The sequence below is a fragment of the Natronomonas salsuginis genome (genome assembly GCF_005239135.1).
Taxonomy (GTDB): Archaea; Halobacteriota; Halobacteria; order Halobacteriales; family Haloarculaceae; genus Natronomonas; species Natronomonas salsuginis.
On the sequence record NZ_QKNX01000002.1, the window covers coordinates 17,644 to 43,611 of the forward strand.

Sequence of the window (25,968 nt, forward strand, 5' to 3'; positions counted from 1 at the left end):
ATAGCCACCGCCACGTGAGTGTGTAGTAATGATCGAACGTGCAGAGGTGGACCGATGAGCGAGGCTGACACGCGCTCGTACACGGTCCGTCTGGAACTCGTCGACGAACCGGGCGAACTGCTCGGCGCGCTTGAGCCGATCGCCGAAAACGGCGGCAACCTGCTGTCGATCTTTCACGAGCGGGGGAACGTCACGCCGCGAGGCCACATCCCGGTCGAAGTCGATCTCGAGGCGACCGAAGTGCAGTTCGACGTGATCGTCGAGGCGCTTCGCGACGCCGGTGTCAACATCATTCGCGCCGGTGCCGAGCGGTACGGCGCGGAACTGACGGTGGTCCTCGTCGGCCATCTCGTCGAGACTGACCTCTCGGACACGCTCCAGCGGTTCCGCGACTGCGGTGGCGTCTCGGTGGCCGACTTCTCGCTGTCGGCCCCCGCCGGCACCGAGGGGCCATCCAGCGCTCGACTCCGCCTCGTCGCCAGCGAACAGCAGACCCACGCGGCGCTCTCGACCGTTCGCTCGATCGCCGAGGAGAAAGACCTCCGCGTCATCGAACCGCTGATGGAGGTGTTCGGATGAGACTCGCCGTCGTGGGCGTCGGCGCGGTCGGCGCATCGGTGGTCGAACTCGCCGGCGAGTACGGACACGAGGTCGTCGCCGTCGCGGATTCGACCGGGGGCGCAGTCGACGACTCCGGACTCTATGCGGACGCGGTGTTCGACCGGAAGCGGACCGAGGGAACCGTCGGCGACGCCGACCCCGAGTCGGTCTTCGACGCCGACTACGACGTGCTGGTCGAAGCGACGCCGACGACGCTCGGCGACGCCGAGCCCGGCTTCTCACACGTCCGGCGGGCGCTCGCCGACGACCGCCACGTCGTCTTGGCGAACAAAGGGCCGGTCGCCGAACGGTACGACGAGCTTCGGACCCTCGAAGCCGAGTCGGCCGGGACGGTGCTGTTCGAGGCGACCGTCGGCGGCGCGATTCCGGTGTTGTCGACGATCGCCGATCTCAACGGTCAGGTCACGGCGGCCCGAGGTATCCTCAACGGGACGGCGAACTTCATCCTCAGCCGGATGGCCGCCGAGGGGCTCGGCTACGAGCACGTCCTCGCGGAGGCGCAGGATCTGGGAGTTGCCGAAGCCGATCCGACCTTCGACGTGGAGGGAACCGACGCCGCGCTGAAGTGTGTCATCCTCTCGAACGTCCTCTACGAGGACAGCTACACGCTCGCCGACGCCGAGGTCGAGGGGATCGCCGACCTCCCGGGCAGCGCGCTCGAGTTGGCCGCTGAGGACGGTCGGACGATCCGTCTCGTCGGCGAGGTGTCGCCCGATGGGGTCCGCGTCGGCCCGCGATTAGTGGCCGAGAACGGGACGCTCGCGGTGTCGGGCACGCTGAACATCGTCCAGTTGGAGACGACCCATGCCGGTCGACTGAACATCTCGGGACGCGGTGCGGGCGGTCCGGAGACGGCGAGTGCGGTGTTGGCGGACATCGGCCGCCTCCCCGACACGGTGTGAGCGCGTCGTAACCGGGATCCGATTCGGAGTTCGATTTCTCCGGCCTCCGTGGTATCTGCTCGCAAACCGCCCGACGCGTCCGGATTCGGCGGAATCCTTTCGAAATCGTTTTACGGGGCACCGACAAAAGAATCCGATATAGCGCATCCGCGCGTGAGACAACAATGAGCGACAAACCACACCAGAACTTGGCCGTCATCGGCCACGTCGACCACGGGAAGAGCACGATGGTCGGGCGGCTTCTCTTCGAGACGGGGAGCGTACCCGAGCACGTTATCGAACAGTACCGAGAGGAAGCCGAGGAGAAGGGCAAGGGCGGATTCGAGTTCGCCTACGTGATGGACAACCTCGCGGAGGAGCGAGAGCGCGGTGTCACGATCGACATCGCCCACCAGGAGTTCGACACCGACGAGTACTACTTCACCATCGTCGACTGTCCGGGTCACCGCGACTTCGTCAAGAACATGATCACCGGCGCGAGCCAAGCCGACAACGCCGTGCTCGTCGTCGCCGCGGATGACGGCGTCCAGCCGCAGACCCAAGAGCACGTCTTCCTGGCGCGAACGCTCGGTATCGACGAGCTCATCATCGCGGTCAACAAGATGGACCTCGTCGACTACAGCGAGGGCGACTACGAGTCGGTCGTCGACGAAGTCAAGAAGCTCCTCCAGCAGGTCCGCTTCAACGTCGAGGACGCGAAGTTCATCCCCACCTCCGCGTTCGAGGGTGACAACGTCTCCGAGGAATCGGAGAACACGCCGTGGTACGACGGCCCCACCCTGCTCGACGCGCTCAACGACCTGCCGGAGCCGCAGCCGCCGACGGACGCGCCGCTGCGTCTGCCGATTCAGGACGTCTACACGATCTCCGGTATTGGGACGGTCCCGGTCGGACGTGTCGAGACAGGTATTCTCAAGACCGGCGACAACGTCTCCTTCCAGCCCTCCGACGTGAGCGGCGAAGTGAAGACGGTCGAGATGCACCACGAAGAGGTCCCGCAGGCCGAGCCCGGCGACAACGTCGGATTCAACGTCCGCGGCGTCGGTAAGGACGACATCCGCCGCGGTGATGTCTGCGGCCCCGCCGACGACCCGCCGACGGTCGCCGAGACCTTCCAGGCGCAGGTCGTCGTCATGCAGCACCCAAGCGTGATCACCGCCGGCTACACGCCGGTCTTCCACGCTCACACAGCACAGGTCGCCTGCACCATCGAGTCGATCGACAAGAAGATCGACCCCTCCTCCGGCGAGGTCGCCGAGGAGAACCCGGACTTCATCCAGTCCGGCGACGCCGCAGTCGTGACGGTCCGACCCCAGAAGCCGCTCAGCATCGAGTCTTCGAACGATATCCCCGAGCTGGGTAGCTTCGCCATCCGTGACATGGGCCAGACCGTCGCGGCCGGCAAGGTCCTCAGCGTCAACGAGCGATAACGCATGCAGCAGGCACGCGTTCGCCTCGCGGGCACGGCTCCCGAGGACCTCGACGGCATCTGCGACGACGTTCGCGAAATCGCGGACAAGACCGGCGTCGCGCTGTCGGGTCCGGTGCCACTCCCGACGAAGACGCTGGAGATCCCTGCGCGGAAGTCTCCCGACGGTGAGGGGACGGCCACGTGGGAGCACTGGGAGATGCGCGTCCACAAGCGCCTCATCGACATCGACGCCGACGAACGCGCGCTCCGACAGCTCATGCGGATCCAAGTCCCGAACGACGTCTCGATCGAGATCGTCCTCGAGGACTGAGCGACGGCGGCGGCCTCACGGAGGCCCCGCTGTCCGGAACCGCACCAACGCGACGCCTCGTCGGATCCCGTGTCCGCCGTAGCGCTCACGCGCGATCGTCCTACCGATCGCCCGATTTCGGCGACGGCAAATCAGAAGGTTCAAACGACTCTCTCGGCTATCGTCGGTTGCGGGCTCGTAGATCAGCGGCAGATCGCTTCCTTCGCAAGGAAGAGGCCCCGGGTTCAAATCCCGGCGAGTCCATACGCGCTACGCGCGTTCAGTAATCGCAACACGGCGTTGCTTCTTTAAATACTTACCTCCCCCAGAAACCCGTGTGTTCGTACCGTCGTCCGGCACCGCTTGCCGGTAGTGTGTTGATGATTTTTTCTCACTACCCCGACGACGTACCGCGGTTTTCTATAATGACGGCTCCGACCAACCTTGTCGGTTGAGCCGCGCGCAAGCCTCGGCGACTACTGCTACGAACAGTCGCCTACCGGCTCACCAACTCGCGTCTCATACCGCGCGCCAGAACCCCACTCAGCACCGCGTGTTGACGATTTCTCCTCACTCACCCCGCACTGTCTGGCGATTTTGAATAATGACGGAGCAACTTGACGCACGCGAACCCGATGAGCGCCGCGCGCGCACCTTCACGAAGAATTGACCCGCGCCGATTTTTGTCTTTAAACTTACAGTTCTGCGGCTCATAGAGGTGGGTGTTGGTATGACTGACTCCGACCTTCCTTTCGATGTCGAACAGTTAGCCAGACTTGTTGAGGGGCATAAGAACACCACTTCTCGGACGAAGCAACGATTCATCGAACGCAACATCGTCGATGTGGCTCTCGGCAATCCCGTCTCCGAATTAAATGAGGACGAGTACGACTCCACGTCGGTTGAGGCTCGAAGAGACGTGTTAGAGCGGATTGGGTGATGCTACGGCTCGGAGGTAATACTCCAAATCAGCGAGTTACCTGCTTCTTTCGACGTGACTTTGCCCTCATCTTCGAGTCTCCGGAGTCGGTAATCTGCATTACGACGCGTACAACCTACGAGGTCGGCTACCTCTTTGGTTGCCGCAGGCTGTTTCTCGCTGACGGCTTCGATGAAAGCGTCATCAGAGTACGTCTGTCTTCCATCGCCGCCGGTACTTTCGTCGGCAGTCATACGAGAGGCTACGCGATGAGCCGTCTTAGAATTTCCTACATAGGAACGCTTATGCTTGTTTCCTACGTAGGAAATAATAGAAGGAGACCGTACCCTCGGGGCGTTGGAAAACGCCCGGTGCTGGAACACCGGACGGTGGCCTTCTGTGGACCCAGAAAGCCATGCGAAGCAACAACTCTACCGCTGAAAAGCGCATCGCTATTCAGAACGCCGTCGTCTGCGAGGTGGTCGCGTGAGCGACAAACCGAGCCGGAACGAGGAGCGAGTCGTCAAGTGCCCCGTAGAAGGGTGCGACGCCGAGAAATTGGCCCGCGGGATGCACCTCCACGTCCTCCGAAGTGTCGGCGACGGGCACGGCGACTCGGGAGAGATTCCAGACGATGTCTCCTTCGACGACCTCGAAGAAGCCGGAACGCAGGAGGTTGAGGTGAACTACCCGGCAGAGCGCGAAGTCGAGAGCGTGGCTCGGCTCTGCCCGTATTGTGGCGTACCGTTCAAAGGTAAACAGGGGGTGCTGATTCATCTCGGACAGGTCGCCGGGCGGAAGAACCACCCGCCGAATGCCTCGAAGGTCCACGAGCCGGAGGACTTCCCAGTCGTTGAACTCGACGATGACGAGAACATCGTTGGTGTCGTGAGTAGTCGTGCTGCGGCCTCCCCGGATAGCGACGCCGACGAGCAAGAAGCCGATGAGCCGGAGGCGTTCGCGACGTTCTCGAAGGACGATGTGGAACGCCTCTACGAGGCCGTCTCGAAGGCCGGGGACAAACAAGCGAAGCGTATCCTCCTGCGAGCCTACCTCCATCAGCATGAGTAGTTGAGGTATCTCAAATTCACTTACACCCCGGTGACGAAACGGCTATATTTCCTGCTCACGTTTTGTTTAGTGAGGCGGTTTCCTCGAAATTCTCTGACCCAGACTGTGTAGAGTCCGGTCTGACTCAAAGTTAGAGATGCGGGGATTTTCCGCCTGTTCTCTCATGTCTACAGTAGACCAATCAGCCGACGGCATCGCCAATACACGTAGCCTCACGACCGAGCAGGCACGGCGTAGATTGACTAATTGTCTCCAACGTGCCCTCTCTGACGAATCTGATACGCTCATCGACGCACCCACTTCTCTCGGGAAAACGCACATCGTCGCCTCCACGCCGTGGAGTAACTATTCAGAAATCACCGGGGGCCAGCCAGTAATCCATCTTCATGGGACCAAGGAAACCCGTCGAAAAGCCGCTGAGATGAGCCGGCACGCTGGCGTCTCGTACGTTGAACTGGAAAGCGGTCTTGATGTCTGTCCGACCGCAAACGGTACTTTCGACACGGAACTCTCCACCGTAGACGGGAAGTCCGCGTCCAAGTGGCTCATGAACGTCGTAAACCGGGGTGGCTACGAGTTCCACGAGGCACATCGGATGCTCCGGAGCCGTCTTGGAAAACTGCCCTGTGAAAACGACGGAGGCTGTCCAAGCAGTAGGCGGTGGGACGACATCCTCGACGATGAGGGCGAGCAGAGATACGACGTAATCCACGCAACATACGACTTCGCCTACGTTGAGCAGTTCGTCGAGGATGCAAACATCGTGTTCGACGAACAGCCCGTCTTCAACGAGGAGGTGAAAAACAAGGCAGAGTTCCTGAAAAACTCTGTAAACGAAGTCCTGTCGCAGTCAGACGACCATCTCTCGTGGGTAAATCTCGTTGATGCAGTTCTCGACCAAGACGAGGGTCTACTCGGAAACTATCAAAAGTTCCTCGCTCATACGAGCACTGGGCACAGGCCTTCCGGGCTGGGATACATTCACAGTCGAGTTCAGGACATCGCTGGAGCAGTCGCTCGCGCGGAGAGGGTGCTGGATGGAAAGCGATACTTCGGGAGGACGGGAGACACCTTGGTCGTTCTGGGCGAGCAGGGGTCGCTCCGGCAAGTCCACCAGCCACCGAACCTCTCTGATGTGCGGTGCGTCATCGGTCTCGATGCTCACCCGTCACTCCTTCTGTGGCGTCTCAATACTGTAGACGACCTCCAGTTGGAGGCCGTCCTCACTTCGGACGAACGCACACGGTGGCGAAAAGAGCGCCGAGGTCTCCACCTCGTTCAGGTAGGGAGGCACGCTCGTCCGTACACACGCGGATGGCGTGGTAAACATCCCGCAGAGAAAGCGAGGGCTATCATCGCCGAACTCAAACGGCACTACGGCTCCACGTTCCGAACCAGCATTAGTAGCAAGGCTATCGAAGGCGACGTTCGTCGGATGCTCTCCGGTGTTGGCGTGAGAGGTCTCGAAACGATGCACTTCGGCGACTTGAAAAGCCGAAACGACTTCGAGGATGAACGTGTCGGTCTTGTGGTCGGATGTAACGACCCCGGCGATGACCGTATCCTCGACCTGCTGGCGTTCTGCGAACTCAACGCTCTCCCGAAACTCGACGAAAACGGAGAGCGTGACTACGGACGAGAGTTCGTGGGACCGAATGCCGACGCCGCCGCTGAGTTCCTCGCCTCCGTTCGAGAGAACAACCTCGCTCAAGCCGTTGGACGGTACGCTCGCAACCCGCAGGACGAAGACTTCGAGGCGATGGTCTACGTCTGGAGTTCCGCGCTCCCTGACAGTCTGACCGACAGCATCGTCTCTGGAGTCATCAGTCGGGTGACCGACCTCAAGGACGAAATCGAGCAGTACGTTCGTCGAGAAGGAACGGTCACGAAGAAGCAGGTGGCCGAAGCAGTCGATACCGGAGACTCGTATGCCTACGAAGTCTTGCAAGAGTTGGCGGAGCAGGGCATCGTGACGGTCTCGAAGGGAACGGGCTACTACGGGGCAGACGAATACCAATACGTCTCGGGAACACTCTCACCGAGTGTGGAACTTGGCTTCTGAATCGTTCGCTACTACGTTCAAAGACTTTGTACGTGTAAGCGAACGGTTGAGGAACGCCTACTGTTGGACGGCCACTCGTGCTACAGTTTGCTTCTGATTACAACGCGTTCCAAACCGATGACCCGGCTGGACTGGAACCGTCTCCAGATGTAATGACCTCTACGTGTTCTGCCACTGTCCCTGTCGCTCCGAATTCTGAGTCCGCAACACGATGGATTTCGGACGCTTATGTAACCTTACTTCCGAGCCACCGCGTGTCCCGCCTTAACGACGCGCGGCTCCTCCACAAACAGATTACCCACCGGGAGGTAGACGGCGTCGCCACCACGTTCGACGCGAACGCTGAACACATCGTCGTCCACGAGGTCGCCGTCGAAGACGAACTGGACGGCCTTCGGACCGCGGAACGACCCGCTCTCACGAAGCACGTCACGGAGTTTGCGGGCGGCCTCATCGAGTTCATCCGCGTCGGTCTCGTACAGCAGGTCTTCAAGTCGCGTCACCGTTAGACGCGGCGGGAGCGTCCCGTCGTTGGCGAGCCGGCGGAAAAACGCGAGCGCCGGCAGTTCCTCCTCGGTGTCCTCCACGCGCTCCGTCACGAGATTGTAGCCGGCGTTGAGTGACATGGTCAGAATTGGGAGAGGCTCATTTCCATCACGTTCTCGTAGCGGTCGTCGCCCGTCGCGTCGGCGAGGAACTCCGCGAGTTCTTGTAGGTCGTCGGTTTTCCACTCGCTGAGGAACTCAGAGGTGTTCTGGTCGGTCTTGTAGAGGTGGTAGAGGTACTGCACCTTGTCCACGTCGAGGAGTGCGTCGGAGTCCACCTCGTCGCCGTTGAGCGTCTTCTGGGAGCCGTCCCCACTCTTGCTGAGGTTCCGCTCGATGTGGTGGACGCGCTCGTCGGCGGAGACCGGCTCCTTCTTGTCGCGCGGCCCTTTCACGAGTTTTTCGTCTTCGAGGTCGCTGACGTTCAGGTTCTTCGCCAGCAGTTGCTTGTTGAGGTCGTCGTAGCCCTCGGGACCGCGTTGAACGAACGCGGCGTACGCCTCGCTGATGGAGTCGATGCTTGCCGGGAGGTTGACCGAACCTTCGAGGACCTGCTCGATGATGGAGTCCACCGTGTCGAGCGCCTCGTCAATGTCGGCCTGCTCACCTTCGGAGTAGACGTTCGGGTAGTGCCGGGAGTAGTAGTACATACACTTCCCGCGGAGGATGACGCCGAGGTCGGCCTTCGAGAGGTCTTCGTGACGCTCGCGTTCTTCGGCGGCCATGTCCTGCAACTCGAAGAACAGGTTCTGGCGGAGTTCAGTGAGAGTGATTTCCTCGTCGGCCTGCTCCTTGTTCGCGTAGATGAGGATGTCATACTCCGCATTGTCGAGGTCGGCGATGTGCGGATTGTTTGGCATTTCTGACTGGACGGGGTACGCGCCGGTAACGGTGAATCCGCTCCGGATGAGGGCCTCCAGAATAACCGACCACGCCTCATTCTCGTTGTGATGGTAAGTGAAAACCATCTCGCCGTCCTGCTTCAGGACTCGGTGGCACTCTGAGAAGACGTTTGCAAGCGACTCAACGAAGAACTCCTCGCCTTTGTTCGCGTTGTTGTTGGCGACGATTTCACGGGCTTTCGGCACGAGTTCCGGTTTGAACTCCTCGTACTCCTCGTGGAGGCACTCTCGGAGCCATACGTAGAAGTAGTCGGATAGTTCCGAATACTGGACGTTGTCGTAGTACGGTGGGTCGGTGATGACGAAGTCTATAGACTCGTCTTCCTCACCCATCCGTTCCGAGGTCTTACAGTTCAGAGCAGTAACGCGACTTTCAGTGATGTCCTCATTGTCGACATAGAATTGCTCTACGTCCCCTTTTTGACGATTTTTGACCTTCTCGAAAGGCCGTTCACAATACTCTTTTGCATCGTAGACTTTGTCAAAGAAGTTCTTTAATGAGGAAATATTCCCTGCGTCGTTCAATGGATTCGGCTCAACTGGCTGAACTTTAGGACTGAAAGCATGGCGTTCAAATACGCTAATTCCTTTGGAGTTACCAGCATGCCAGCGGCAGAGTTTTGAATTGTATTCTAAAGAAGCAGATACTGTTGTAATCAGAAATTCAGCGATGTTCTGTTCGTCGGCATTTTTCAAATTAAGCCCGCCTACTCTACGTGCTTTGTCAAGTAACAGACCAAAGGTAAGGAGATGACGGTCGGTGAATAGTTCGTTAAACTTCTCATAGTTGTAATTCAGTAATGCACCGCTCTTGTCCCCGTCGGGAATCTTTTGTTCGGGAATAGGTAGGTTCTCACGTAACTGTCTAAATCTCTGTTCTGACTGTCCGACGCGCTTCGCATCGTCCTCGTCAAACTCTTTAATGCGTTTGTTTCCACGGGGGTCAACATACTGAAGCGCGAATCGGTCAAACGTGGGGCGTTCATCGTGACGCTTGAGAGTTTCTTTGACATCGTGTTTGTGCCCGTTAGAACAGGTGTACTTTCCGTATCCGTAGGTGCCGTCGTTAGGGTCAAATTCTTGACCGCAGTTTAGGCAAACTTCATTACCATCTTCAGAAACAGTAATAACTCCTCCATCAGCGACTGAAACTTCCGTACCCTTGTCGAGACCTTTGCTTCGGTCTTCCAGTTCGATGATGCGGTCGTCGCAATCTTGATTCGGACAGTAAAGTGCTCCCGGACGCGTTTTCATAGTCTTAGCCAGTTGGTAGCGGGGGAACAACTGAACTTTCTCATCACACGTCAGGCAGGGGATACGCTGTGACTGGAAGTAGTAGAGGACTTCACACTCTTTCCCTGTCTCCGGGTCGATAGTAGTGTAGTATTCTTCGAGTTCCTCACGCGTCTCCTCAAGAATCCGGTCGAACTCGCGTTCGAGAGCGTCGAGATTCACGTCGTCCATCGACTTCTTCTCGGTCCACCACGCAACCGGGTTGAGTTCATACCCGATGACGTCCGCACCGAGCCGGTTGCTCTCGACGAGCGTCGTCCCACCTCCTGCAAAGGGGTCGAGAACGGTCACGTCGCGGTCGATGTGTTCGTCGTTCGGATTAATCTCGTCGTGGTAGGAGTCAAGATACAAGCCGTAGTGCGTTCCCGTGGTTCGCTCGGTGAGGATGTCATCTTTCGTGATGGTGTCATCCGTCATCGCTGCGAGGCTGAGACACCGGAACGTCGAGCCGGGACGACGCGCCCACCACTTGTGGAGCGAGTAGATGGGTCGGTACACGTCACGGCGGTAGGTCTCCTTCTCGGCCAGTTCGTCCATCAGGTTTAGCGGGAGTTTGTCCCACGTCTCGGTTTTGTCAGTCATAATCTCCTCTTAGGTGGTAATTCGTAGAACGGGCGTCAGGCACTCCGGCAGGCTGAATCCCCCGTGCATGATTCGCTTCGATGCCCCGCGCTTGGTCCACGTGTAGTGACCTTTGACCACGTAGTGCCCGCCGACACGCTCGATGACGCCGGACTCGCGCAGTTGGTCGAAGGCGTACCCGTCCTCGACCTCGCGGTGGCGTCCGTGGAACTTGTTCGAGAGCGCCTCCTCGTCACTGTCCGAGAGCGCGTAGGGATTCCCCCCGAGATGGTTGATGTAACCATGGTCGCTCGTCACGAGGAACTCCCCGTGAACGCTCTCGGTGACGATGTCCTCCAGCAGGCCCTTCACGTCCTCGTAGATGTCGGTTAACTCCTCGACCGAGTAGTTTCCCTTCATCGCCTCTTCAAGCCGTTGGTCGGGGTGGCGCGTCCAGACGTACTCCGGCTCGGTGCCGGGCAACTGCGGGACATCGAGGTCGCCCACGAAGCGGTAGTCGTCGCGGTTGACCGCCGACGGACTGTTGGCATCAAACCACTCGCGGCAGATGAACTCCGTCGCGGAGGGCAGGCGCTCGACAGCGGCCCAATCGAAGGACACGTTCCAGTCGTGGTCCGCCGCGAGGTCTCGTTCCAGTTGGAACCCCTCGCGGAAACTGAGCGCGTCCATGATGACGCCACAGCCGGAGTCAAGTTGCGTGATGGGATGGTCACCCATCGAAGCCTTCAGTTCGTCATACAACTTAGGCTCTTGCTGGCCGAGGTGGTGTTCGAGCGCGCGCGTTCGGTACTCCGAGTCGTTGAGATTGCGGTCAGCGAGCGCGTCCGGCTTCGACCAGATACGGCGGAGGCACTCGAACGTGCCATCGAGAACGGATTCGCCGCTGACGAGTTCTGCGAGTTCGTCCGCCCCATAGAGTCCGTCAGTCACCCTTCTCGACCTCCATCCAGACTCCGAACTCGGCGTCGTCCGGCACGTCGAGCCGGAGTAGTACGTCGTTGAGCAGGTCGTCCCGCGAGAGAGGTATCTCCGGTGAGATGGTCAGCGTCTCATCGACTGTTACGTGGTCGGCAAGGCTGTCGGCGTCCAGACCGCGGCTGGCGACGCCGTCATCGTCAAGCGTTCCAGTATACGAGAGGTGGAGCGTGTGAATCTTCGAGTCGATGCCGAGTTCCCGTTCCAATCCGTCGATGAGTCCCGGCTTGTCGTCGGCGTCGAACTCGCCCATCAGCGGGAACCGCGTGGTGTTGCTCACTTCGAGGTCTTCGTCTTCGACCTCATCTTTCAGTTCCTCGAACTGCTTCACGAGGTCAGCGGTGTTGCCGCCCTCGACGGTGACCTTCCCCTCCTTGATGTCGGAGGCGTCGAACTCGAAGCCGCACTCGCATTTTGTGCCCTCTAACTCGTTTCCGCATTGCGGACAGGTGAATACCTGACTCGCTTCCGCAGTCGTTCCGCCGGCCTCATCGGTTCCGGGACTCGCCGTAGACGAACTGCTTGTCGTCTGCGTGGTGGTGGCATCGACGGAGATAGTCGCTGGCTCGTCGTCATCGTCGTCTTCGACGGTCTGGACGTAGTCCCCGTGGACAAGGACGGTGTCGCTCCCAATGCTCCCGACGCGCTGGCCGAAGTAGGTTCCAACCTTGACGACCTCGTCCTGACATAGCGACTGAATGGCGTCCGTGAGTTCGCGCTCGTCTGTGAGGGTCGGGTACGTCGTGTTTCGGTAGAAATCGTTGAGCAGATGCTGGTACTGGATGCCTCCCCCTTCAGCGGCTTCCACGGCCTCCTCTACGTCAGAGCGGAGTTGACTGCTGTCAGGGCTGACGACCTTGATGGTGGCGTTGTAGAAGTCGGCGTTCCCGCTCACCGGGAGTCCCTGTGGGAACAGGCCACGCTCCGTCGACGTGTGAACCGTTCCGTACTTGTCACGTACGCGGTCGCGTAGGTTCTGGTAGTTCTGGTCGTGGATGTCGTCGAAGCCGTCGGGAAGAACTTCCTCCTCGCGCTGGAGTTCCTCCCCGGCGACGACCTTCCGAGCGAGTTCCCGAATCCCCGTATTCGAGTCAACGCTGGACCGCTTCTCTGGCGTCACGAGAACCAGCGTGTTGTTGAACTCCCGCTCTTGGCCCGTCGTGAGGGCCTCAAACTCCTCATCGTAACTTCGTTTCGCGGCGAGGGAGACAACCACTTTTAGCGTCTTGTTGTCGGGGATGTCCTGCTCGGTGTTGACCGGGTTGAGGATGTGGACGTTGTTGTGTCCGCCGAACAGGTCGTCCTTGACGAGCCGCTCGACGCGATGGATAGCCGTGTTTTTGTGGATGTCCTCGGCCTTCTTTTCGATGCGAGCCGCGGGGTTCTCGTCTGTGTCGAAGGCGTACTCGCCGTTAATCCGGAAGACGTGCCACGCGTGTCCGAACACGTCCTCGGTGAACGTCTGAACGATTTCGTGGGCGTTCTTGCCCTTCCGCATTGTACCCATCAGCATCTGCCGCTTGTTCGCGCCCTCTTCTCCGCCTCGTGCGAGACTGTGGAGCAAGACGATGTTGAGCAGTTCCTCAACGTGCGGCTCGAAGACTCGCTCTCCGTTGCGGTCGTCCGAGGTCGCTTCCCCGAGGCGGTGGTAGTCGTTCAGATACTTGCTCACCAGTTCCCCGTCGATGAACCGGAACCACCCTGTGTACTCAAACACGTCAACGTCGCCGGTCAGGATGAGGTCCTCCTTGTGGTAGTTCCCAGCGAATATTTCGGTGAGGAGGTGGAGGAGACCGCGGGCGTCCTGATGGCCCTGTTGTTCGGAGAATTTGTCCATCAGGGTGTCCAACGCGACTGGGTGGAAAGGATAGTAGTCCTCGATGCGACCCTCCATCTCCTGATAGTCGGTGAGTTGAATCTGTCCGTTGTTCCGGTATACGTCGGTGTACTCCTGTGCCAACGATGCGAGGCCGTCGGGGTCGGTTACGTCCCCAACGAGCCGGTGGAGGAGGAACCGAATCTTCTCGTCACGGCGGCGTGAGAGGTCGTGGCGAAATGGGTTCGTCCGCGGGAGAATCGCCTCCACGTCTGCCTCCTCGAACAGGAGGGAGACGTAGACCGCGAGCGGGGTGTCGTCTCGTCCCGCGGCTTCGAGGAGGTTCTGGAGGAAGCCGAGGTTGTCGTCGCGGTACTCGGCTCGTCCGCTCATCCCGAACCACCGCTCGAACTCGTCGATGAAAACTGCGGTCGGTTGGTCGTCAAGTGCGTCTCGAATCTCGTGGACTCCCGGCGGGTTTCCGGTTTGCCACGCGTCGATGTCCAGATAGTCTCCGACGGCGACGTGGAGTTTGTCGTAGTCGCTATCGAGGTTCAGCATCTGGAGGGCAGAAGTCTGCGCGTCGTCGGGAAGGGAGGCGTCGATGTCGTTCTCGTTGAGCCATCGCTGTCCTAAGTCCGGGGAGGACAGCAGGTGGTACAGCACGAGTTCGATGTGGCTCTTACCGCTCCCGAACTCGCCACCGATGATGTGTGCGCCTTCGGAGACGCTCGTGGAAGCATCGAACTTCTCCGTGGTCCGTTTGATTATGGTAGTGAGCGTTTCCGTCGGGTAGGTTATGCTCAGAATCCGCTCGGCGTTCTGCTCGGGCGATTCTCGACTGTCGTAGAGGTTGTACAGGCTGACTTCGTCCAGAAGGTTGTCAGCCGTGATTTCCCCGTCTTCCGCCTGAATCTCCTCAGACGGAGTAATATAATCGGAAATTACACGAGAACTCATCTATTCTTAGTGTAAGTGGCTGTCAATTAGTCCTTGCGTTGACCGTTTACACTATCGAGAGGAGAGATGGTTGACCGCTTCAGCGTCTGTACAGGGAAGCAATTCCTGAAAAATGCAGTCAAATCTGACCACAATAGTGAGTCGAACTTACCAAATTTCGCGCGTGCCTTGCCGACTGGTGTTCCAACCCCCGACCCCTCCCTCCAGTAGACCTCCGAGAACAGGAGAATCCACTCACAGCCATCCCCGTTTGACTGCGCTTTCTGGCGGTATGGCTCCTCTCGGCGTGAAGTCGGGGCCAAGGCGCGTGCGCATTGGCTGTCGCCGACCGGTACTCTGAACTTCATCTTTCGAGGGGGTCGCTCTCTCTAAGGTTACCACTCTTAGGGTATCTACTCTCCGTGGCAACTCGCTCTTAGAACTCGTGTTTAAACTCGATGACCCCCCGGAGTACAGTACGCTCTGTTAGAACACGTTGGTTGAGAGGATGGGTTTACACTCTCTATTAGAACACGAGAGTCCCGAGAACGAGCCTTTTAGAAGTTGTATTGAAAGAATTGAAATTCACGGTTAAGCCCTCTCGAAACGTAGAGAGGGTATGGAACTCACGCCGAGAGAGGCGGCCTTTCTGCTCGACGAGATGAGCGAGATAGAAGACGACGAAACGAGGTACCCGTCGGCTCGAACCGAAGCGAGGCGGCTCCGCAAGAGGGCAGAGGCCGCGCTCACGGAGTAATCAAAAACGCGCGCGTTCGGATTCTCCCGAGCAGTTACTATCGTCGGCTTGCTTCACAGCGTATGTACAGAGGCAAAGAGAGGTTCGTCTCGGGAACTGCCCCGAGACCGGAGCAACCGCGGTGGCGCTCATCGGGTCGATACGACTGGAGACACTCGGCAGGGATTGAGAACGAGAATTCAACGCAACCCAAGCCACGGAGGTTTCGGCAGGGGTTGGCTTCGAGGTCTCGAACTCGGGGAGCGACCGGGGCAGAGCAGAAAGTGAGCAACTCCGTTTGGGTGACTGTATCGAACCGGAGGGGTGGTCGGCTCTATGTCTGACCGACCTATCCGGGTCCGATTGACAAAGACGCTCGGGCCGAACCAGCATCCAGAGTGCGGCCTGTTCACCGTACCTCCCGACGAGGCAATCACGATTACTCGGGGGATTGTTACGCAGGTCGCCCGGGAACGGCTCGGCGACGCTGACGGAACGGCATCGGACACAGAGGTTCTCGACGAAGCGACTGCCGTCCTCAAAGAAATCGAGGGAGAGTTAGAGAGACGGTTTGATACGGAGTAGATTGTCGGGGGGTCATCGAATTACACCACCTGATGTCAAATAGGCTTAAGATGGACTGTTCAATATAACTAATTGATGACAGACATCGGGGAAGCCATCTCCGCCGCGCTAATTTTGGTCGTAGGAGCAGGGGTACTTGCCATTATGGCTGGTGCTGATACATCTCTTGTAACTAACTTAATGTCGAGTGGTATAACACTCATCGTCTACGTTGGTGTGTTTGGGATTTTTGCGCTGATTCTCCTGAACATCGTCCAACAAATCTGAGGGTGGTAAGATGTCTGATGAATCTATTTGGAATCGCGTACAAGCAGAGATGCAGAAAGACGGACTTGACCTGCTTGAGCAAGTATTGGCTCTAATTACCGGAGGTGTCCTTGGGGGTAATGCGCTTCGGATAGCAAATGCGGACTTGCCAATTTTGTATGAATTAGGTGCGTATGCCGGTTTATTCGTTCTTGGATTTATTGTACTTGGAACGACACATCTTGTTGTCTCCTACAACCGTGTACTCAGCGCAGATGTAGAAGATGATGAATAGAGACCTCACCAATTCATCGTGAATTGGGGAGGTGATTTTATGTACTTGATACCAGTAACTAAATTGAATGGTTGATTTCCTGCCATATGCCGCCGTTGCTGGTGGAACACTCCTCTTTTCTGGAGGGGTGCGTCGAGTGGGTGAACTTATTGCTGAGGGAGGTTGGAATCGGATTTTAGCAGACACTGTTGAAAGAGACAACAAGAAAGACAACAAGCAGGTTCTGAGTGCATTAAAATCACAACAAGGTCAACTTGAGCAGAAAGAAAAACAGATTCAGAGCCGAGAACAGGAACTATCCGAAATCCGTGGTGAAAAGCAAGAACTCAAGAAGCGTCTATCGGACTTTGAACGAATCACTCACTCTCTGAAACGAGAAAATTTAGCCAGAGAACGTCTTATAGAGCGGTATTGGCAACCTCTACATGCGGTCATCCTCTGTTTTGCGGAGCAAACACACGACGGTGAAGAGTCTGACAAGTGGCTTCGTGACTTGCTAAAGGAAAGGTACAACCTCCACAACCTAACAGGATTCACTACTATCATTCCTCCCGCAGAAGTTCCCTCAAAACTCAAAGGAAAAAACAACAGTCGCGAGAAACTGAAGGATTGGATTGAGGAAGACCTGTATGGACAGTATGCTAATGCGAAGTCAACCATCTGCTTTGCAGGCGTGATTGACTTACGAAATGTCTATTCTCGTACTGACCTCGAAAACGAAGAACGTACACCCCTTTTCAGCACTATAGACGAGGAACTGGAATTAGAGGAGATTTTTAGTGAAGAGGATTTCTCCAAATTACTCGCTTCAGACGGAGTTAATCTTTCAAAAGCCATTGAACAAGGCGACATCCCGTTTTTGGCTTCAAAAGCAATCTCATCGGATGAGTTAGACCGGGTTCATGACCACCAAGATGAGATTGAGTCCAGTCTTGGTAACCCTAATCTGCGAACTATTGCGGAGGAGGTTGATGTTTCCAGTCTCTCCGAGGCCCTTTCACCATACGTCGAGAGTCCCGAGGATGTCGCTTCGTCGATTAAAGAGGAAGCAAAAATTTGGAAGAGGGAACTCTACTAATGGTATCTACACGTCCACGAGGTAGTCCTCCCGCCGTTCCATCTGCTCGTTCTTCGTCGCTTTGTCGTAGTGCTTGTCCATCACCCCACGAGACATGTCCACACGGTCAGCGGTCACGTCCTTCGGCTGGCCCGCGTTCAGCGCCTCGGTAACGTAGCCGCGCCGGAGCGCGTGCGGACTCACCGACGCAGGGCACTTGCTCGCGGTGTTGTAGGAGGTCGCCTCGCACTCCGGTAAGTCGCGACTCATCGGGCACTCCCCGGTGTAGTGGCACGGTCGAGTCGCGGTGTAGATGTTCCGCTGAATCGTCGTCGGCTCGCACCGCTTCCCGTGGCTCGACATCAACAGCGGCGTCCGTCCGTGTTCGTCCTCGCCGCCGGGGTGATTGAACCGGAAGTAGTCACGGAGGACCGCGGCGACTTTGTCGCTGATGCGAATGTCGCGCTCGCCTTTGCCCTTGTTCTTGAGCGGGGTCTCGGTCTCCGGACGGTGACGAACGCGGAGGTAGGGCCTGCTCCCGTCCTCAAAGTCGTCCGTGTCGAGCGCGTACAGGGAACTCCGGCGCATCCCGGTCTTCCAGAGGAGCAGGACGATGACGTGCCGGAGGGTCGCGTACTCGTGTTTGTCGAGGTAGTCGATGATTTGGGTCGCTTCGTCCTTCGTCAGGACGGCGTCGGCTACCTCCTCGGCGTCATCGGGTTTGGGGATGCGGACCATCATCCGCAGGTCTTTCGGAACGGCGTTGATGTGCTCGCAGAAGCGGACGAAGTCCTTCACGCAGGTCATGTCTGTCTTGAGCGTGATTGTCTTCACCTGCTCCTGTCGCCACTCCTTGAACTGCTGGATGTCGTCGCTGGTGAGGTTGTTGAGGTTCGTGAGGTCCTCATCTTCGAGCCAGCCGACGAACTTCCGCAGGGTCGTCTCGTAGTTCGAGAGCGTGGAGTCAGTCACGTCGTTGGCCTTGTCGTTCAGGTAGCGGTTCATTGCGTCACGCGGCGGTGTGGCGTTCATGGGTTGTCGTACCTCGGTTGCTGAACGCCGTCGCGCGTGTTCGTACTCGGGAATTGGCACCCCGCGAGTTTCTTCGTGCCCACACGGCGAAGCAAGCCGAGGCGGCCTGAGAGCCGCCGAGGGTTGCTCTGAGCCGTGTAGAGGCCCGGGGTTCAAATCCCCGCGAGTCCATTTCCTTCGTTCGCTTCGCTCACTCAGTCAATGAACTCGCCGACCTTCGCAAACCCTTCGGGTTTGCTCAGTCCCGGCGAGTCCGTTTTTAATCTATTCTTTCACACGGCGTGGCGAACCCCCGGCGAGTCCACTTATATACCTAAACCGCTGGAAAGCGGATTGGTATTTATCATCTAACTGCCAGAGATCTCATCACAATTCGTACACTATGATAACCACTAACGGCCGCAGCAATCAGTTCAAAACCAACCGCCAGCTGAGAAAATCCTCATATAGATAGTGCCCCCTGTTGAAATCATTAATCGGTGATATGTTTTTGCTGTCGTGCTGAATGTAGAGGTTCTGTGCAGCAAGGATTCGGCTGCTACGACCAACGGTATATCTGTCCGAGGCCCATACGCCTTGGTGTATGATCAACAGACGCCCCCAGAAAACATTCCTCGATAAATGAGCGGTGGCGACCAGTCTTCACCCCCGCAGAACTCGTCCGACAGCATCGAGGGTGAGTCTCCAAGATCATTCGCAGAACGATACTCACATCTCATGAGCCGATTCGTCCACGGGGTCGAGCTCGCTGCTGCAACCGTTTTTGCCCTGCTCTTTGCGATCGGAGTCATCGACCTCGTACTCCAGATACTCGAGTCCGTGAGATCAGGCACGATCACCGATCCGCTCGTCGTCATCAGCTTCATCGACACTGGGCTCCTCTTGTTGATCATCGTTGAGGTGTACCAAACGGTACTCGCGTACGTGGAACAGAACAACACCCGAAAAATCGTCCGGCTGGTCATTTACACCGGTGTCATAGCGATGGTTAGGAAAGCCATCATCTTCCGAACGGGGGAGTATGCCACGCTTGAGGACGCCCTGTTGGCCGCTGGATCCTACGCAGTGATTATCTTTTCGCTGGTTGCGTTGCTTTTTGTCGAGCGGATCTACGGGGACGACCCCTCCTGATGTCCGACGAATAACTCCGGTGGTGAGATGTACCCACGATAGCAGCCCCTGTCGAATATGGACCGCCGAAGGATCCGCCGTTCGCGTTCGGAGGCTCACGAACTCCACTGACTTCGCACTCAAAGCCGCGTACTACATACGCGCCCTCTATTCAGCACGCCATTCGTATCAACTGCTGAGGACTTCAACGGAGCCACGGTCTTCGCTATTGTTGTCGGCTTCCTCTTCGCGGCTCTCGCTATTGGTCGATTCTATACCGTTACAAAGCATCAATTACTCGAAAATAAAAGCAACATTTTGATGTAGTTGTTCGGTTCGCGTATCTGCTAGCAGATGTCTATTGGAAACGTTGTTGAGACAATAGGATTTCAACAGGCCACCCGAGTTTAAGCCATACGACCTGTGAGTTGCGTCCTGACCGGGATGCCGACGAGGCACCCTGACTGCCCGGCGGCGTGAGTATCCGGCCGACGCACATCTGTGACTACGGGACAGTCGCTGGTCTCTGGCTTCCGCGGTGGACACTCGAGAGGTGCCGAGATATTCTCGTGCCAGAATCACCCGGCATCCCGGATGCGCGGAATCGACTGCTCTTTACCGGTCGACTCGACCATCACGTCCGACGCACGTCGCAACCACTCCGGGACTGCCCTGACGTGTTCCGCGTGGTTCTGCGGGCGAGCGTCTGTCGCGCCGTGTAGACGTGCTGGTTCGGAGTAGTGAGTAACCGGGCGGACATCGCCCCACGTGTCACGCGCTACCTCGAACCCCTCGCGGTAGGTGAGTCCACGATCGGTGAATCCGTGGTGGTGATAGTCGAACGTAACCGGAGTGCCAGTCCGCGTCGCCACGCTGTCGGCGAGTTCGTCGACACTCCACAGCGACTCGGTATCGTCGTTCTCGACGGTCAGCCGGTCCCGGGCACGCGGCGGCAGGTCCTCGACGACATCACAGAACCGGTCGGCCGTCGCGTTTTTGTCCCCGTAGTGGGCACCGATGTGGACGTTGATTGCGTACCGTGGCGACCGTGGCAAGTCCATCAGGTCAAGCCACCGCCCGTGGTGGGTCACCGATTCGACGGAGCGAGCAACGGTGTCCGCGGACTCGCTCGCAAGTTTGCACCAGTGGCTTGGATGGAAGGTCAGGCGTGTCCCGGTTTCCTTTACCAAGTCGCCACAATCGCGAGCGAGCGAGCGTATCCGCTCGAAGTTCGGGAGGTCAGCGATGTCGAACTGTGAGTTCCACGGGACGAGCGTGGAGCTACAGCGGTAGAATCGGATGTCGTGGTCGAGGTTCCACTCGAGAATCACTCGCAGGTCCGCGAAGTTCTGTGCGGCCAGTTCACCGGCGTACGCGAGTCCCCGCTCCTCCCACGTCTGCTTGTGCATGTCGCGGTTACACCGTCGTGGCGGCTCTTCGTCTCGGAGGGTGTGGTTCATCGCCGCGTACCCGAGCATACGCTCACTTGGTCGCCGAATGCATAGATGTGTCCACTGCAGACACGGGCGGGTAATCACGCGCTTCGGGACACACGCCTCCGAAGTGGCCGTCGGTCTGACTGCCACTGGCGGACAGGGTCACGTACTGGCATTGCGGCGGTCGGGATTTTGTCGCCGTATTTGAGGCGACGACTCACACGTCGTCGCTGGCCTCCGAATCGTCCCCGCGTCGCGCAATCACGATGCCAGCGACGAAGAGGACACCTGCGAGCGCGAGGAGGCCGATGGTGAGGACATTACCGTCCAAGAAGAACGAGCCCCCTGCGAGGAGGGCAGCCGTTATGTGAAGGATAGCTGTCTGGTTCACACGTGTGTCAGGTGTTAGAGGGACTAAAGTGGCGCGGACCAGCGTGCTTCTGTGGCCCTCCGAGGAGAGGAGCGCGCTGTCCGGTATCGCTTCGGGCCGTGTTTGTCGTCACAGTGAACGCCGGGTGGCCGGCGTACACCTCGGCGGTTACAGCCGTCGGCGTGACATCGGCCTGTGCTAGTTAGGACACGTTGTCTCGAAGAAAGGGCCAGAACTGACAGACGATGGGGGTACATTCGGCCTCGGCGTCGAAACGTACGTACTCAGCATAGGGACGAGCCGGGTATTTGCTGTCCGCTCGCAGCTACGCTGGAACGCGAGGACGGCAACTGCACCGGTCGTAGTCGACTCGTCGTTACTCCAGTTGGTGGTAGTCGAGTTCGTGGCCTTCGTCCAGTGCGTCCTGCACGGCTTCACTGGGGCTGTCGACGGAGCCTTTGCTGATAGTCATCCGGCCGAGGTCGGCCTGCTCGTACCGGATGTTACGACGCCACGTCTCGTCAGTATCTGGGTGGTCCGTCCGGTAGTGGGCACCGCGTGACTCGGTTCGCTCACGTGCCCCTTGGAGGATCGTCTCGGCAGTCGTCAGCATGAAGCCGATGTCGATGGCGTACTCGAAGGACCGGCTGGTAAGCGGTCCGACATCTAAGTTGTCAGCCTTCTCGCGGACACGCTGGAGCGCGTCGAGTCCGGCGGTGAGTGACTCCTCGTTACGGAGTAGACCCGCGTGCTCCCACATAATGTCCTGCAGTTCCTTGAAGACGGTGTCCACGTCGTGCGTCCCGTTGCTCCCGGCCAGTTCGGCGAGTCCAGCGATGTGTGGCTCTGTGACGCGCTCGGTCAGATCGTCCGGAATCGTGCCGGCTCCATCGACTCGGTCGGCGATACGTTCGCCGGCGACGACACCGTACGCGATGGTTTCGGCCAACGAGTTGCCACCGAGTCGGTTCGCGCCGTGGACACCGGCCATCGTCTCGCCGATGGCGAACAGTCCGTCGACATCGGTTTCGCCGTGGTCGTCGACGACGACGCCGCCCATTCCGTAGTGAGAAGTCGGAGCCACCTCAACCGGGTCCGTCGACATGTCGACCCCGAGGTCTTGGAACCGCTCGTACATCCGCGGTAGCCGCTCTTTGATGAACTCGTCGTCGCGGTGAGAGATATCGAGATAGACGCCACCGTTCTCAGTGCCCCGGCCCTCGGCGATTTCCTGTGCGATAGCACGGGCCACCACGTCACGGGCATCGAGTTCCATCTGGTCGGGCGAGTACCGCTCCATGAACCGTTCGCCGTCGGCGTTGAACAGTCGGCCACCTTCACCACGGACGGCTTCCGTAACGAGCCGCCCGCTCCACGGCTCCCACCCGGAGTCGGACTCGTCGACTGCCATTCCAGTGGGGTGGAACTGGACAAACTCCATATCCATCAGTGACGCACCAGCGTCGCACGCCAGTGCTGCCCCGTCGCCGTTGTTCTCGTCGTCGCGCGAGGTATGTCGGTTGTAGACGGCCGCGTGCCCGCCTGCAGCGAGTACAATTGTTCCGGTGTTGAACAGAACGTACTCGCCGCTGTCCATATCGAAGCCGACAGCACCGTACACTTGCTCGCCGTCCGAGACGAGCTTCGTTATCATCACGTTCTCTCGGTATGGGACATCAAGCGACTGTGCACGGTCGACAAGCGTGTTCAGTAGGGACTCTCCGGTGTGGTCGCCGGCGAAGGCGGTTCGGCGGTACGATTGCGCACCGAAGAACCGCTGGTCTATTTCGCCGTCGTCGGTCCGGGAGTAGTCCATCCCCCACTCGTCGAGTTCACGGAGTCGCGCCGGCATCTGCTTGGCGACCGTCTCGACCTTGCCGGGGTCGTTGACGAAATGTCCCTCGTTGAGCGTGTCCGCGGCGTGGATCGTCCAGTCGTCTTCGGGGTCGTGAGTGCCGAGGGCACCGTTGATACCGCCGCGGGCCCACGTCGTGTGTGCATCGCCGTGATTCCGCTTACCCAGCACGAGGACGTCTTCGACGCCACGTTCGGCCAGTTCGATGGCCGTTCGGGCACCAGCGGCACCTGCACCAACTACGAGCACCGAGACGTCGACTTCGACGTACTCGGGAACGCTTGTCTCCATCGCATTGTCGGAAAAGCTCACAATTTATAATGTAGTTCAAGCCTCATGAACCCTTCGCGTGTGCCCCCACACGCGTCAATCGCAGGAAACCGCTCTACAGACTATCCACTCCCTTCGGCATTGGTACTCGGGTGCTGTCACTCCGGGTGACGCGAACCAGCGGCATCAACGAGCGGAAGGGTATCGCGAGCGGGAACGCGACCCGCAACGGGGTTTATGTCTGTCTACTGGCCGAGAACGGTATAGAGGGTCCGACAGACCTCTCCGAGAGCCAGAAGGGCTGGAAGCAAATCATCGGCGGTGAGTTCGACCTGGACATCAGTCCCGAGTGCTCGCAGTACGGCGATTCTCAGAGTGAACATTTCAACGCGCTATCAAGAGATGCGACTCAACGGAAAGTGTACGGTCGTCGCACACTTCGAGCAAACGGGCTGGACGATCACTACCGACGAGATTGTCGGTTAGTCCCGTCGAACTAACGACGGGACTGTCGAGGTGCTCCCGGCATGACTCGCTCCTTTGACTTCCAATCCGCTCGCGACGACGGTGGCGACTCCTGGACCGCGCTGATACGTCTAGGGGTCGAAATTCGGTCGGATGGCGTTCGCGTCTTCTCTGGTCGAAAGCCGCCGTTTCTCTAGACGCGCCGAGACGAACTGAAGAAGCGTTTCGACTCGACCCATTAGGGCGCTCCACACGGTCCCGTCGTCAGCGTCGTGCGTCACCACCGTCCATCGACGGCAATCGGACACGCCACCGGTACGCCGGTACGATATACCTACCAGTTTAGTACGACGACGTTAATGACCACACAACTCGATGACGGACATTCACTTTCCACGGGAAACGAAGGGCTGCTACTACCAGCGCCCCGGGAACTGCTGTGCCGTCTGTTATCTCCGTCTCACTCGGTCGCTTCTCACGCCGAGTTGAAGCCAACGCGACGACACACCGCGGCCGTCGACTCGCGAAGGGGCCTGTCTCTCCATTCCTCGCCACGACTTCGCACCGTTTTATATGTCGCGGGTGATTGTACCGACCGAACCAACGCATGAAACTGGGCCAATTCGAACTACCTGACCACACAGCGGCGAGAGCGGGAGCGATCACCGAGGACGGTGTCGTCGATCTGGCCGACGCCGGCGAGCAAGCTGGCGTGGCGCTCCCGAGCGAGACGTGCGAGCTCTTCGACGTCTGGAACTGGCGCGAGAAAGTCGAACTTGCCGTCAAGTACGCAACGGAAACCGGCGAGGCGATCCACGCTCGCGAGGACGTCACTGCGACCGCGCCGATCACGGATCCGCAGAAGGTCATCGCCATCGGCCTGAACTACATGGATCACGCCGACGAGGGTAACATGGATCTCCCCGGTTCGCCGCTGATCTTCTCGAAGTTTCCACAGGCGATCGTCGGCCCGAACGACGCGGTCGAGTGGGATCCGGAGCTAACCGCGGAGGTCGACTACGAGGCCGAACTGGTGGCGGTCATCGGCGATCGCGCCCGCAACGTCGATGTCGACGAGGCGCTGGAGTACGTCGCCGGCTACACCGTCGGCAACGATGTCTCCGCGCGCGATCTGCAGATGTCGGACGAGCAGTGGGTTCGCGGCAAGAGCCTCGACACGTTCGCCCCGCTTGGCCCGCACATCGTCACACCCGAGGAGCTCGACGACGTCGAGTCGCTCGACATCTGGACGGAGGTCAACGGCGAGCGCCTGCAGGACGCGAACACCGAGCAGCTGATCTTCTCGATCGCCGAACTCGTCTCCTTTTGTAGCGAGGCGTTCACGCTCGAACCCGGTGACGTAATCTTCACCGGAACCCCCGACGGTGTCGGCTACTTCCGTGATCCGCGCATCACGCTGGACGACGGGGACACGATGACAGTCGCCGTCGAGGGGATCGGCGAACTCACGAACGAGTGTCGCCACACCGAGTAGCGACGGGCGAGTCCGGCCGGTTCACTCCGGGTACTTCGGCTGACGCTTCTTCGCGCGCCCGAGCGCCGTCTCGACGACGTCCCGGACGTCGCCGTGGAACTCATCGCCGTGACCGGTGTACATGTGTTCGATGTCGTCGCCCATGACCTCCAACAGCGCTTTGATGCTCTCGATGAGTCGCTCTCTGGACTGGCCGGGCATGTCCGTTCGCCCGAAGCTCCCGTAGTCAAACGCGCCGTCGTCGTGGACGACGACGTCGCCGCTGAACAGCGTCGTCTCGGAGACGAACGCGACGTGGTCGTCGGCGTGGCCGGGCGTGTAGACGACGTCGAACGGCTCGTCGCCGATGAACACCTGATCGTCGTCGTCGAGTTCGCCCTCGCGTCGCGGGTGGTCGGCGTAGGCGTACAGCGGCGCGTCGAACGCGTCGAGCACGGCGTCGAGTTCGGCGATGTGGTCGCTGTGTTGGTGCGTCAACATGATCGCATCGAGCGCGTCGGTGTGCGATTTGACGGCGTCGACGACGCCGCTCCACGCCCCCGCGTCGACGAGTACCGTCCGCTCGCCCTCGACGAGGTAGGCGTTGCAGGTGAATACGTCCGCGTCCGCCGTGACGTTATATACGTCCATACGAGTCGCTCGGCTTCCGACGTATTCATACCCACGGA

The 25,968-nt window shown here is 58.9% G+C and carries 25 protein-coding genes and 1 tRNA gene; 16 read left to right on the forward strand and 10 right to left on the reverse strand.

What is annotated here, in order from left to right; genetic code table 11:
* The first annotated feature begins 54 nt into the window (after positions 1-54).
* The 6 genes from DM868_RS04815 to DM868_RS04840 all read left to right on the forward strand — a co-directional run bounded on the left by DM868_RS04815 (position 55) and on the right by DM868_RS04840 (position 4,184).
* Positions 55-579 (forward strand): amino acid-binding protein, encoded by a 525-nt coding sequence (locus DM868_RS04815; protein ID WP_137275733.1) that lies wholly within the window; start codon positions 55-57, stop codon positions 577-579.
* A complete protein-coding gene (locus DM868_RS04820; RefSeq protein ID WP_137275734.1) occupies positions 576-1,523 on the forward strand; it encodes a homoserine dehydrogenase in 948 nt (315 codons plus the stop codon). The genes DM868_RS04815 and DM868_RS04820 overlap by 4 nt, the downstream gene beginning before the upstream one ends.
* A gap of 164 nt (positions 1,524-1,687) precedes the next feature.
* Entirely contained in the window at positions 1,688-2,953 is a 1,266-nt protein-coding gene (gene tuf, locus DM868_RS04825; RefSeq protein WP_137275735.1) for a translation elongation factor EF-1 subunit alpha, read from the forward strand.
* A 3-nt stretch (positions 2,954-2,956) separates the two neighbouring features.
* On the forward strand, positions 2,957-3,265 hold the full coding sequence (rpsJ, locus tag DM868_RS04830; protein WP_137275736.1) for a 30S ribosomal protein S10: 309 nt from the start codon (positions 2,957-2,959) through the stop codon (positions 3,263-3,265).
* Between the two features lie 171 nt (positions 3,266-3,436).
* A tRNA-Ala gene (locus tag DM868_RS04835) sits at positions 3,437-3,508 on the forward strand.
* Between the two features lie 466 nt (positions 3,509-3,974).
* Complete coding sequence (locus DM868_RS04840; RefSeq protein WP_137275737.1) at positions 3,975-4,184, forward strand: hypothetical protein; 210 nt, start codon at positions 3,975-3,977, stop codon at positions 4,182-4,184.
* A 2-nt stretch (positions 4,185-4,186) separates the two neighbouring features.
* On the opposite strand, the gene DM868_RS04845 is transcribed toward DM868_RS04840, so the two are convergent.
* Positions 4,187-4,417, reverse strand: a complete 231-nt coding sequence (locus DM868_RS04845; RefSeq protein WP_137275738.1) for a FaeA/PapI family transcriptional regulator — start codon at positions 4,415-4,417, stop codon at positions 4,187-4,189.
* Positions 4,418-4,649: 232 nt separating this feature from the next.
* Here DM868_RS04845 and DM868_RS04850 point away from each other — a divergent pair, with 232 nt between their 5' ends.
* Together DM868_RS04850 and DM868_RS04855 are read left to right on the forward strand one after the other, a co-directional pair.
* A complete protein-coding gene (locus DM868_RS04850; RefSeq protein WP_222845476.1) occupies positions 4,650-5,234 on the forward strand; it encodes a hypothetical protein in 585 nt (194 codons plus the stop codon).
* Between the two features lie 163 nt (positions 5,235-5,397).
* Positions 5,398-7,296 (forward strand): Rrf2 family transcriptional regulator, encoded by a 1,899-nt coding sequence (locus tag DM868_RS04855; RefSeq protein WP_137275739.1) that lies wholly within the window; start codon positions 5,398-5,400, stop codon positions 7,294-7,296.
* A 236-nt stretch (positions 7,297-7,532) separates the two neighbouring features.
* Here DM868_RS04855 and DM868_RS04860 read toward each other — a convergent pair whose 3' ends face one another.
* Genes DM868_RS04860 through DM868_RS04875 form a run of 4 tightly spaced genes read right to left on the reverse strand, consistent with a single transcriptional unit; the run spans position 7,533 to position 14,369 of the window.
* Positions 7,533-7,922: a hypothetical protein gene (locus tag DM868_RS04860; RefSeq protein WP_137275740.1), complete on the reverse strand. Its 390-nt coding sequence runs from the start codon at positions 7,920-7,922 to the stop codon at positions 7,533-7,535.
* A gap of 2 nt (positions 7,923-7,924) precedes the next feature.
* Positions 7,925-10,618, reverse strand: coding sequence for a DUF1156 domain-containing protein (locus DM868_RS04865; RefSeq protein ID WP_137275741.1), 2,694 nt, complete (start codon positions 10,616-10,618; stop codon positions 7,925-7,927).
* A gap of 9 nt (positions 10,619-10,627) precedes the next feature.
* The gene (locus tag DM868_RS04870) at positions 10,628-11,548 is read right to left on the reverse strand and encodes a hypothetical protein (protein ID WP_137275742.1); all 921 of its coding nucleotides are present in this window, start codon (positions 11,546-11,548) and stop codon (positions 10,628-10,630) included.
* A complete protein-coding gene (locus DM868_RS04875) occupies positions 11,541-14,369 on the reverse strand; it encodes a hypothetical protein (RefSeq protein WP_137275743.1) in 2,829 nt (942 codons plus the stop codon). The genes DM868_RS04870 and DM868_RS04875 overlap by 8 nt, the downstream gene beginning before the upstream one ends.
* Positions 14,370-14,967: 598 nt before the next feature.
* Between DM868_RS04875 and DM868_RS15055 the strand changes: the two genes are divergently transcribed.
* The 5 genes from DM868_RS15055 (at position 14,968) to DM868_RS04895 (ending at position 17,288) form a co-directional block, all read left to right on the forward strand.
* Positions 14,968-15,105 carry a hypothetical protein gene (locus tag DM868_RS15055; protein ID WP_170964433.1) on the forward strand — a complete coding sequence of 46 codons (138 nt, stop codon included), beginning with the start codon at positions 14,968-14,970 and terminating at the stop codon, positions 15,103-15,105.
* Positions 15,106-15,420: 315 nt separating this feature from the next.
* Positions 15,421-15,669 (forward strand): hypothetical protein, encoded by a 249-nt coding sequence (locus DM868_RS04880; RefSeq protein WP_137275744.1) that lies wholly within the window; start codon positions 15,421-15,423, stop codon positions 15,667-15,669.
* Positions 15,670-15,744: 75 nt separating this feature from the next.
* Positions 15,745-15,936 (forward strand): hypothetical protein, encoded by a 192-nt coding sequence (locus DM868_RS04885; RefSeq protein ID WP_137275745.1) that lies wholly within the window; start codon positions 15,745-15,747, stop codon positions 15,934-15,936.
* 10 nt (positions 15,937-15,946) lie between these two features.
* Positions 15,947-16,210: a hypothetical protein gene (locus DM868_RS04890; RefSeq protein ID WP_137275746.1), complete on the forward strand. Its 264-nt coding sequence runs from the start codon at positions 15,947-15,949 to the stop codon at positions 16,208-16,210.
* A gap of 67 nt (positions 16,211-16,277) precedes the next feature.
* Entirely contained in the window at positions 16,278-17,288 is a 1,011-nt protein-coding gene (locus DM868_RS04895) for a hypothetical protein (RefSeq protein WP_137275747.1), read from the forward strand.
* A gap of 6 nt (positions 17,289-17,294) precedes the next feature.
* Here DM868_RS04895 and DM868_RS04900 read toward each other — a convergent pair whose 3' ends face one another.
* Positions 17,295-18,299, reverse strand: coding sequence for a tyrosine-type recombinase/integrase (locus DM868_RS04900; RefSeq protein WP_222845477.1), 1,005 nt, complete (start codon positions 18,297-18,299; stop codon positions 17,295-17,297).
* A gap of 621 nt (positions 18,300-18,920) precedes the next feature.
* Between DM868_RS04900 and DM868_RS04905 the strand changes: the two genes are divergently transcribed.
* Positions 18,921-19,430 (forward strand): phosphate-starvation-inducible PsiE family protein, encoded by a 510-nt coding sequence (locus tag DM868_RS04905; protein WP_137275748.1) that lies wholly within the window; start codon positions 18,921-18,923, stop codon positions 19,428-19,430.
* A 557-nt stretch (positions 19,431-19,987) separates the two neighbouring features.
* Here the strand turns inward: DM868_RS04905 and uvsE are convergent.
* The 3 genes from uvsE to DM868_RS04915 all read right to left on the reverse strand — a co-directional run bounded on the left by uvsE (position 19,988) and on the right by DM868_RS04915 (position 23,361).
* Positions 19,988-20,887, reverse strand: a complete 900-nt coding sequence (gene uvsE / locus DM868_RS04910; protein ID WP_137275749.1) for a UV DNA damage repair endonuclease UvsE — start codon at positions 20,885-20,887, stop codon at positions 19,988-19,990.
* A 175-nt stretch (positions 20,888-21,062) separates the two neighbouring features.
* The gene (locus DM868_RS15060; RefSeq protein ID WP_170964434.1) at positions 21,063-21,236 is read right to left on the reverse strand and encodes a hypothetical protein; all 174 of its coding nucleotides are present in this window, start codon (positions 21,234-21,236) and stop codon (positions 21,063-21,065) included.
* Positions 21,237-21,591: 355 nt separating this feature from the next.
* Entirely contained in the window at positions 21,592-23,361 is a 1,770-nt protein-coding gene (locus DM868_RS04915; protein ID WP_137276389.1) for an L-aspartate oxidase, read from the reverse strand.
* Positions 23,362-23,492: 131 nt separating this feature from the next.
* Here DM868_RS04915 and DM868_RS04920 point away from each other — a divergent pair, with 131 nt between their 5' ends.
* Complete coding sequence (locus tag DM868_RS04920) at positions 23,493-23,840, forward strand: MmgE/PrpD family protein (RefSeq protein WP_281280676.1); 348 nt, start codon at positions 23,493-23,495, stop codon at positions 23,838-23,840.
* A 572-nt stretch (positions 23,841-24,412) separates the two neighbouring features.
* Positions 24,413-25,300, forward strand: a complete 888-nt coding sequence (locus DM868_RS04925) for a fumarylacetoacetate hydrolase family protein (protein ID WP_137275750.1) — start codon at positions 24,413-24,415, stop codon at positions 25,298-25,300.
* Positions 25,301-25,321: 21 nt separating this feature from the next.
* Here the strand turns inward: DM868_RS04925 and DM868_RS04930 are convergent, their stop codons facing one another.
* Complete coding sequence (locus DM868_RS04930) at positions 25,322-25,930, reverse strand: MBL fold metallo-hydrolase (RefSeq protein ID WP_137275751.1); 609 nt, start codon at positions 25,928-25,930, stop codon at positions 25,322-25,324.
* Positions 25,931-25,968: the final 38 nt, after the last annotated feature.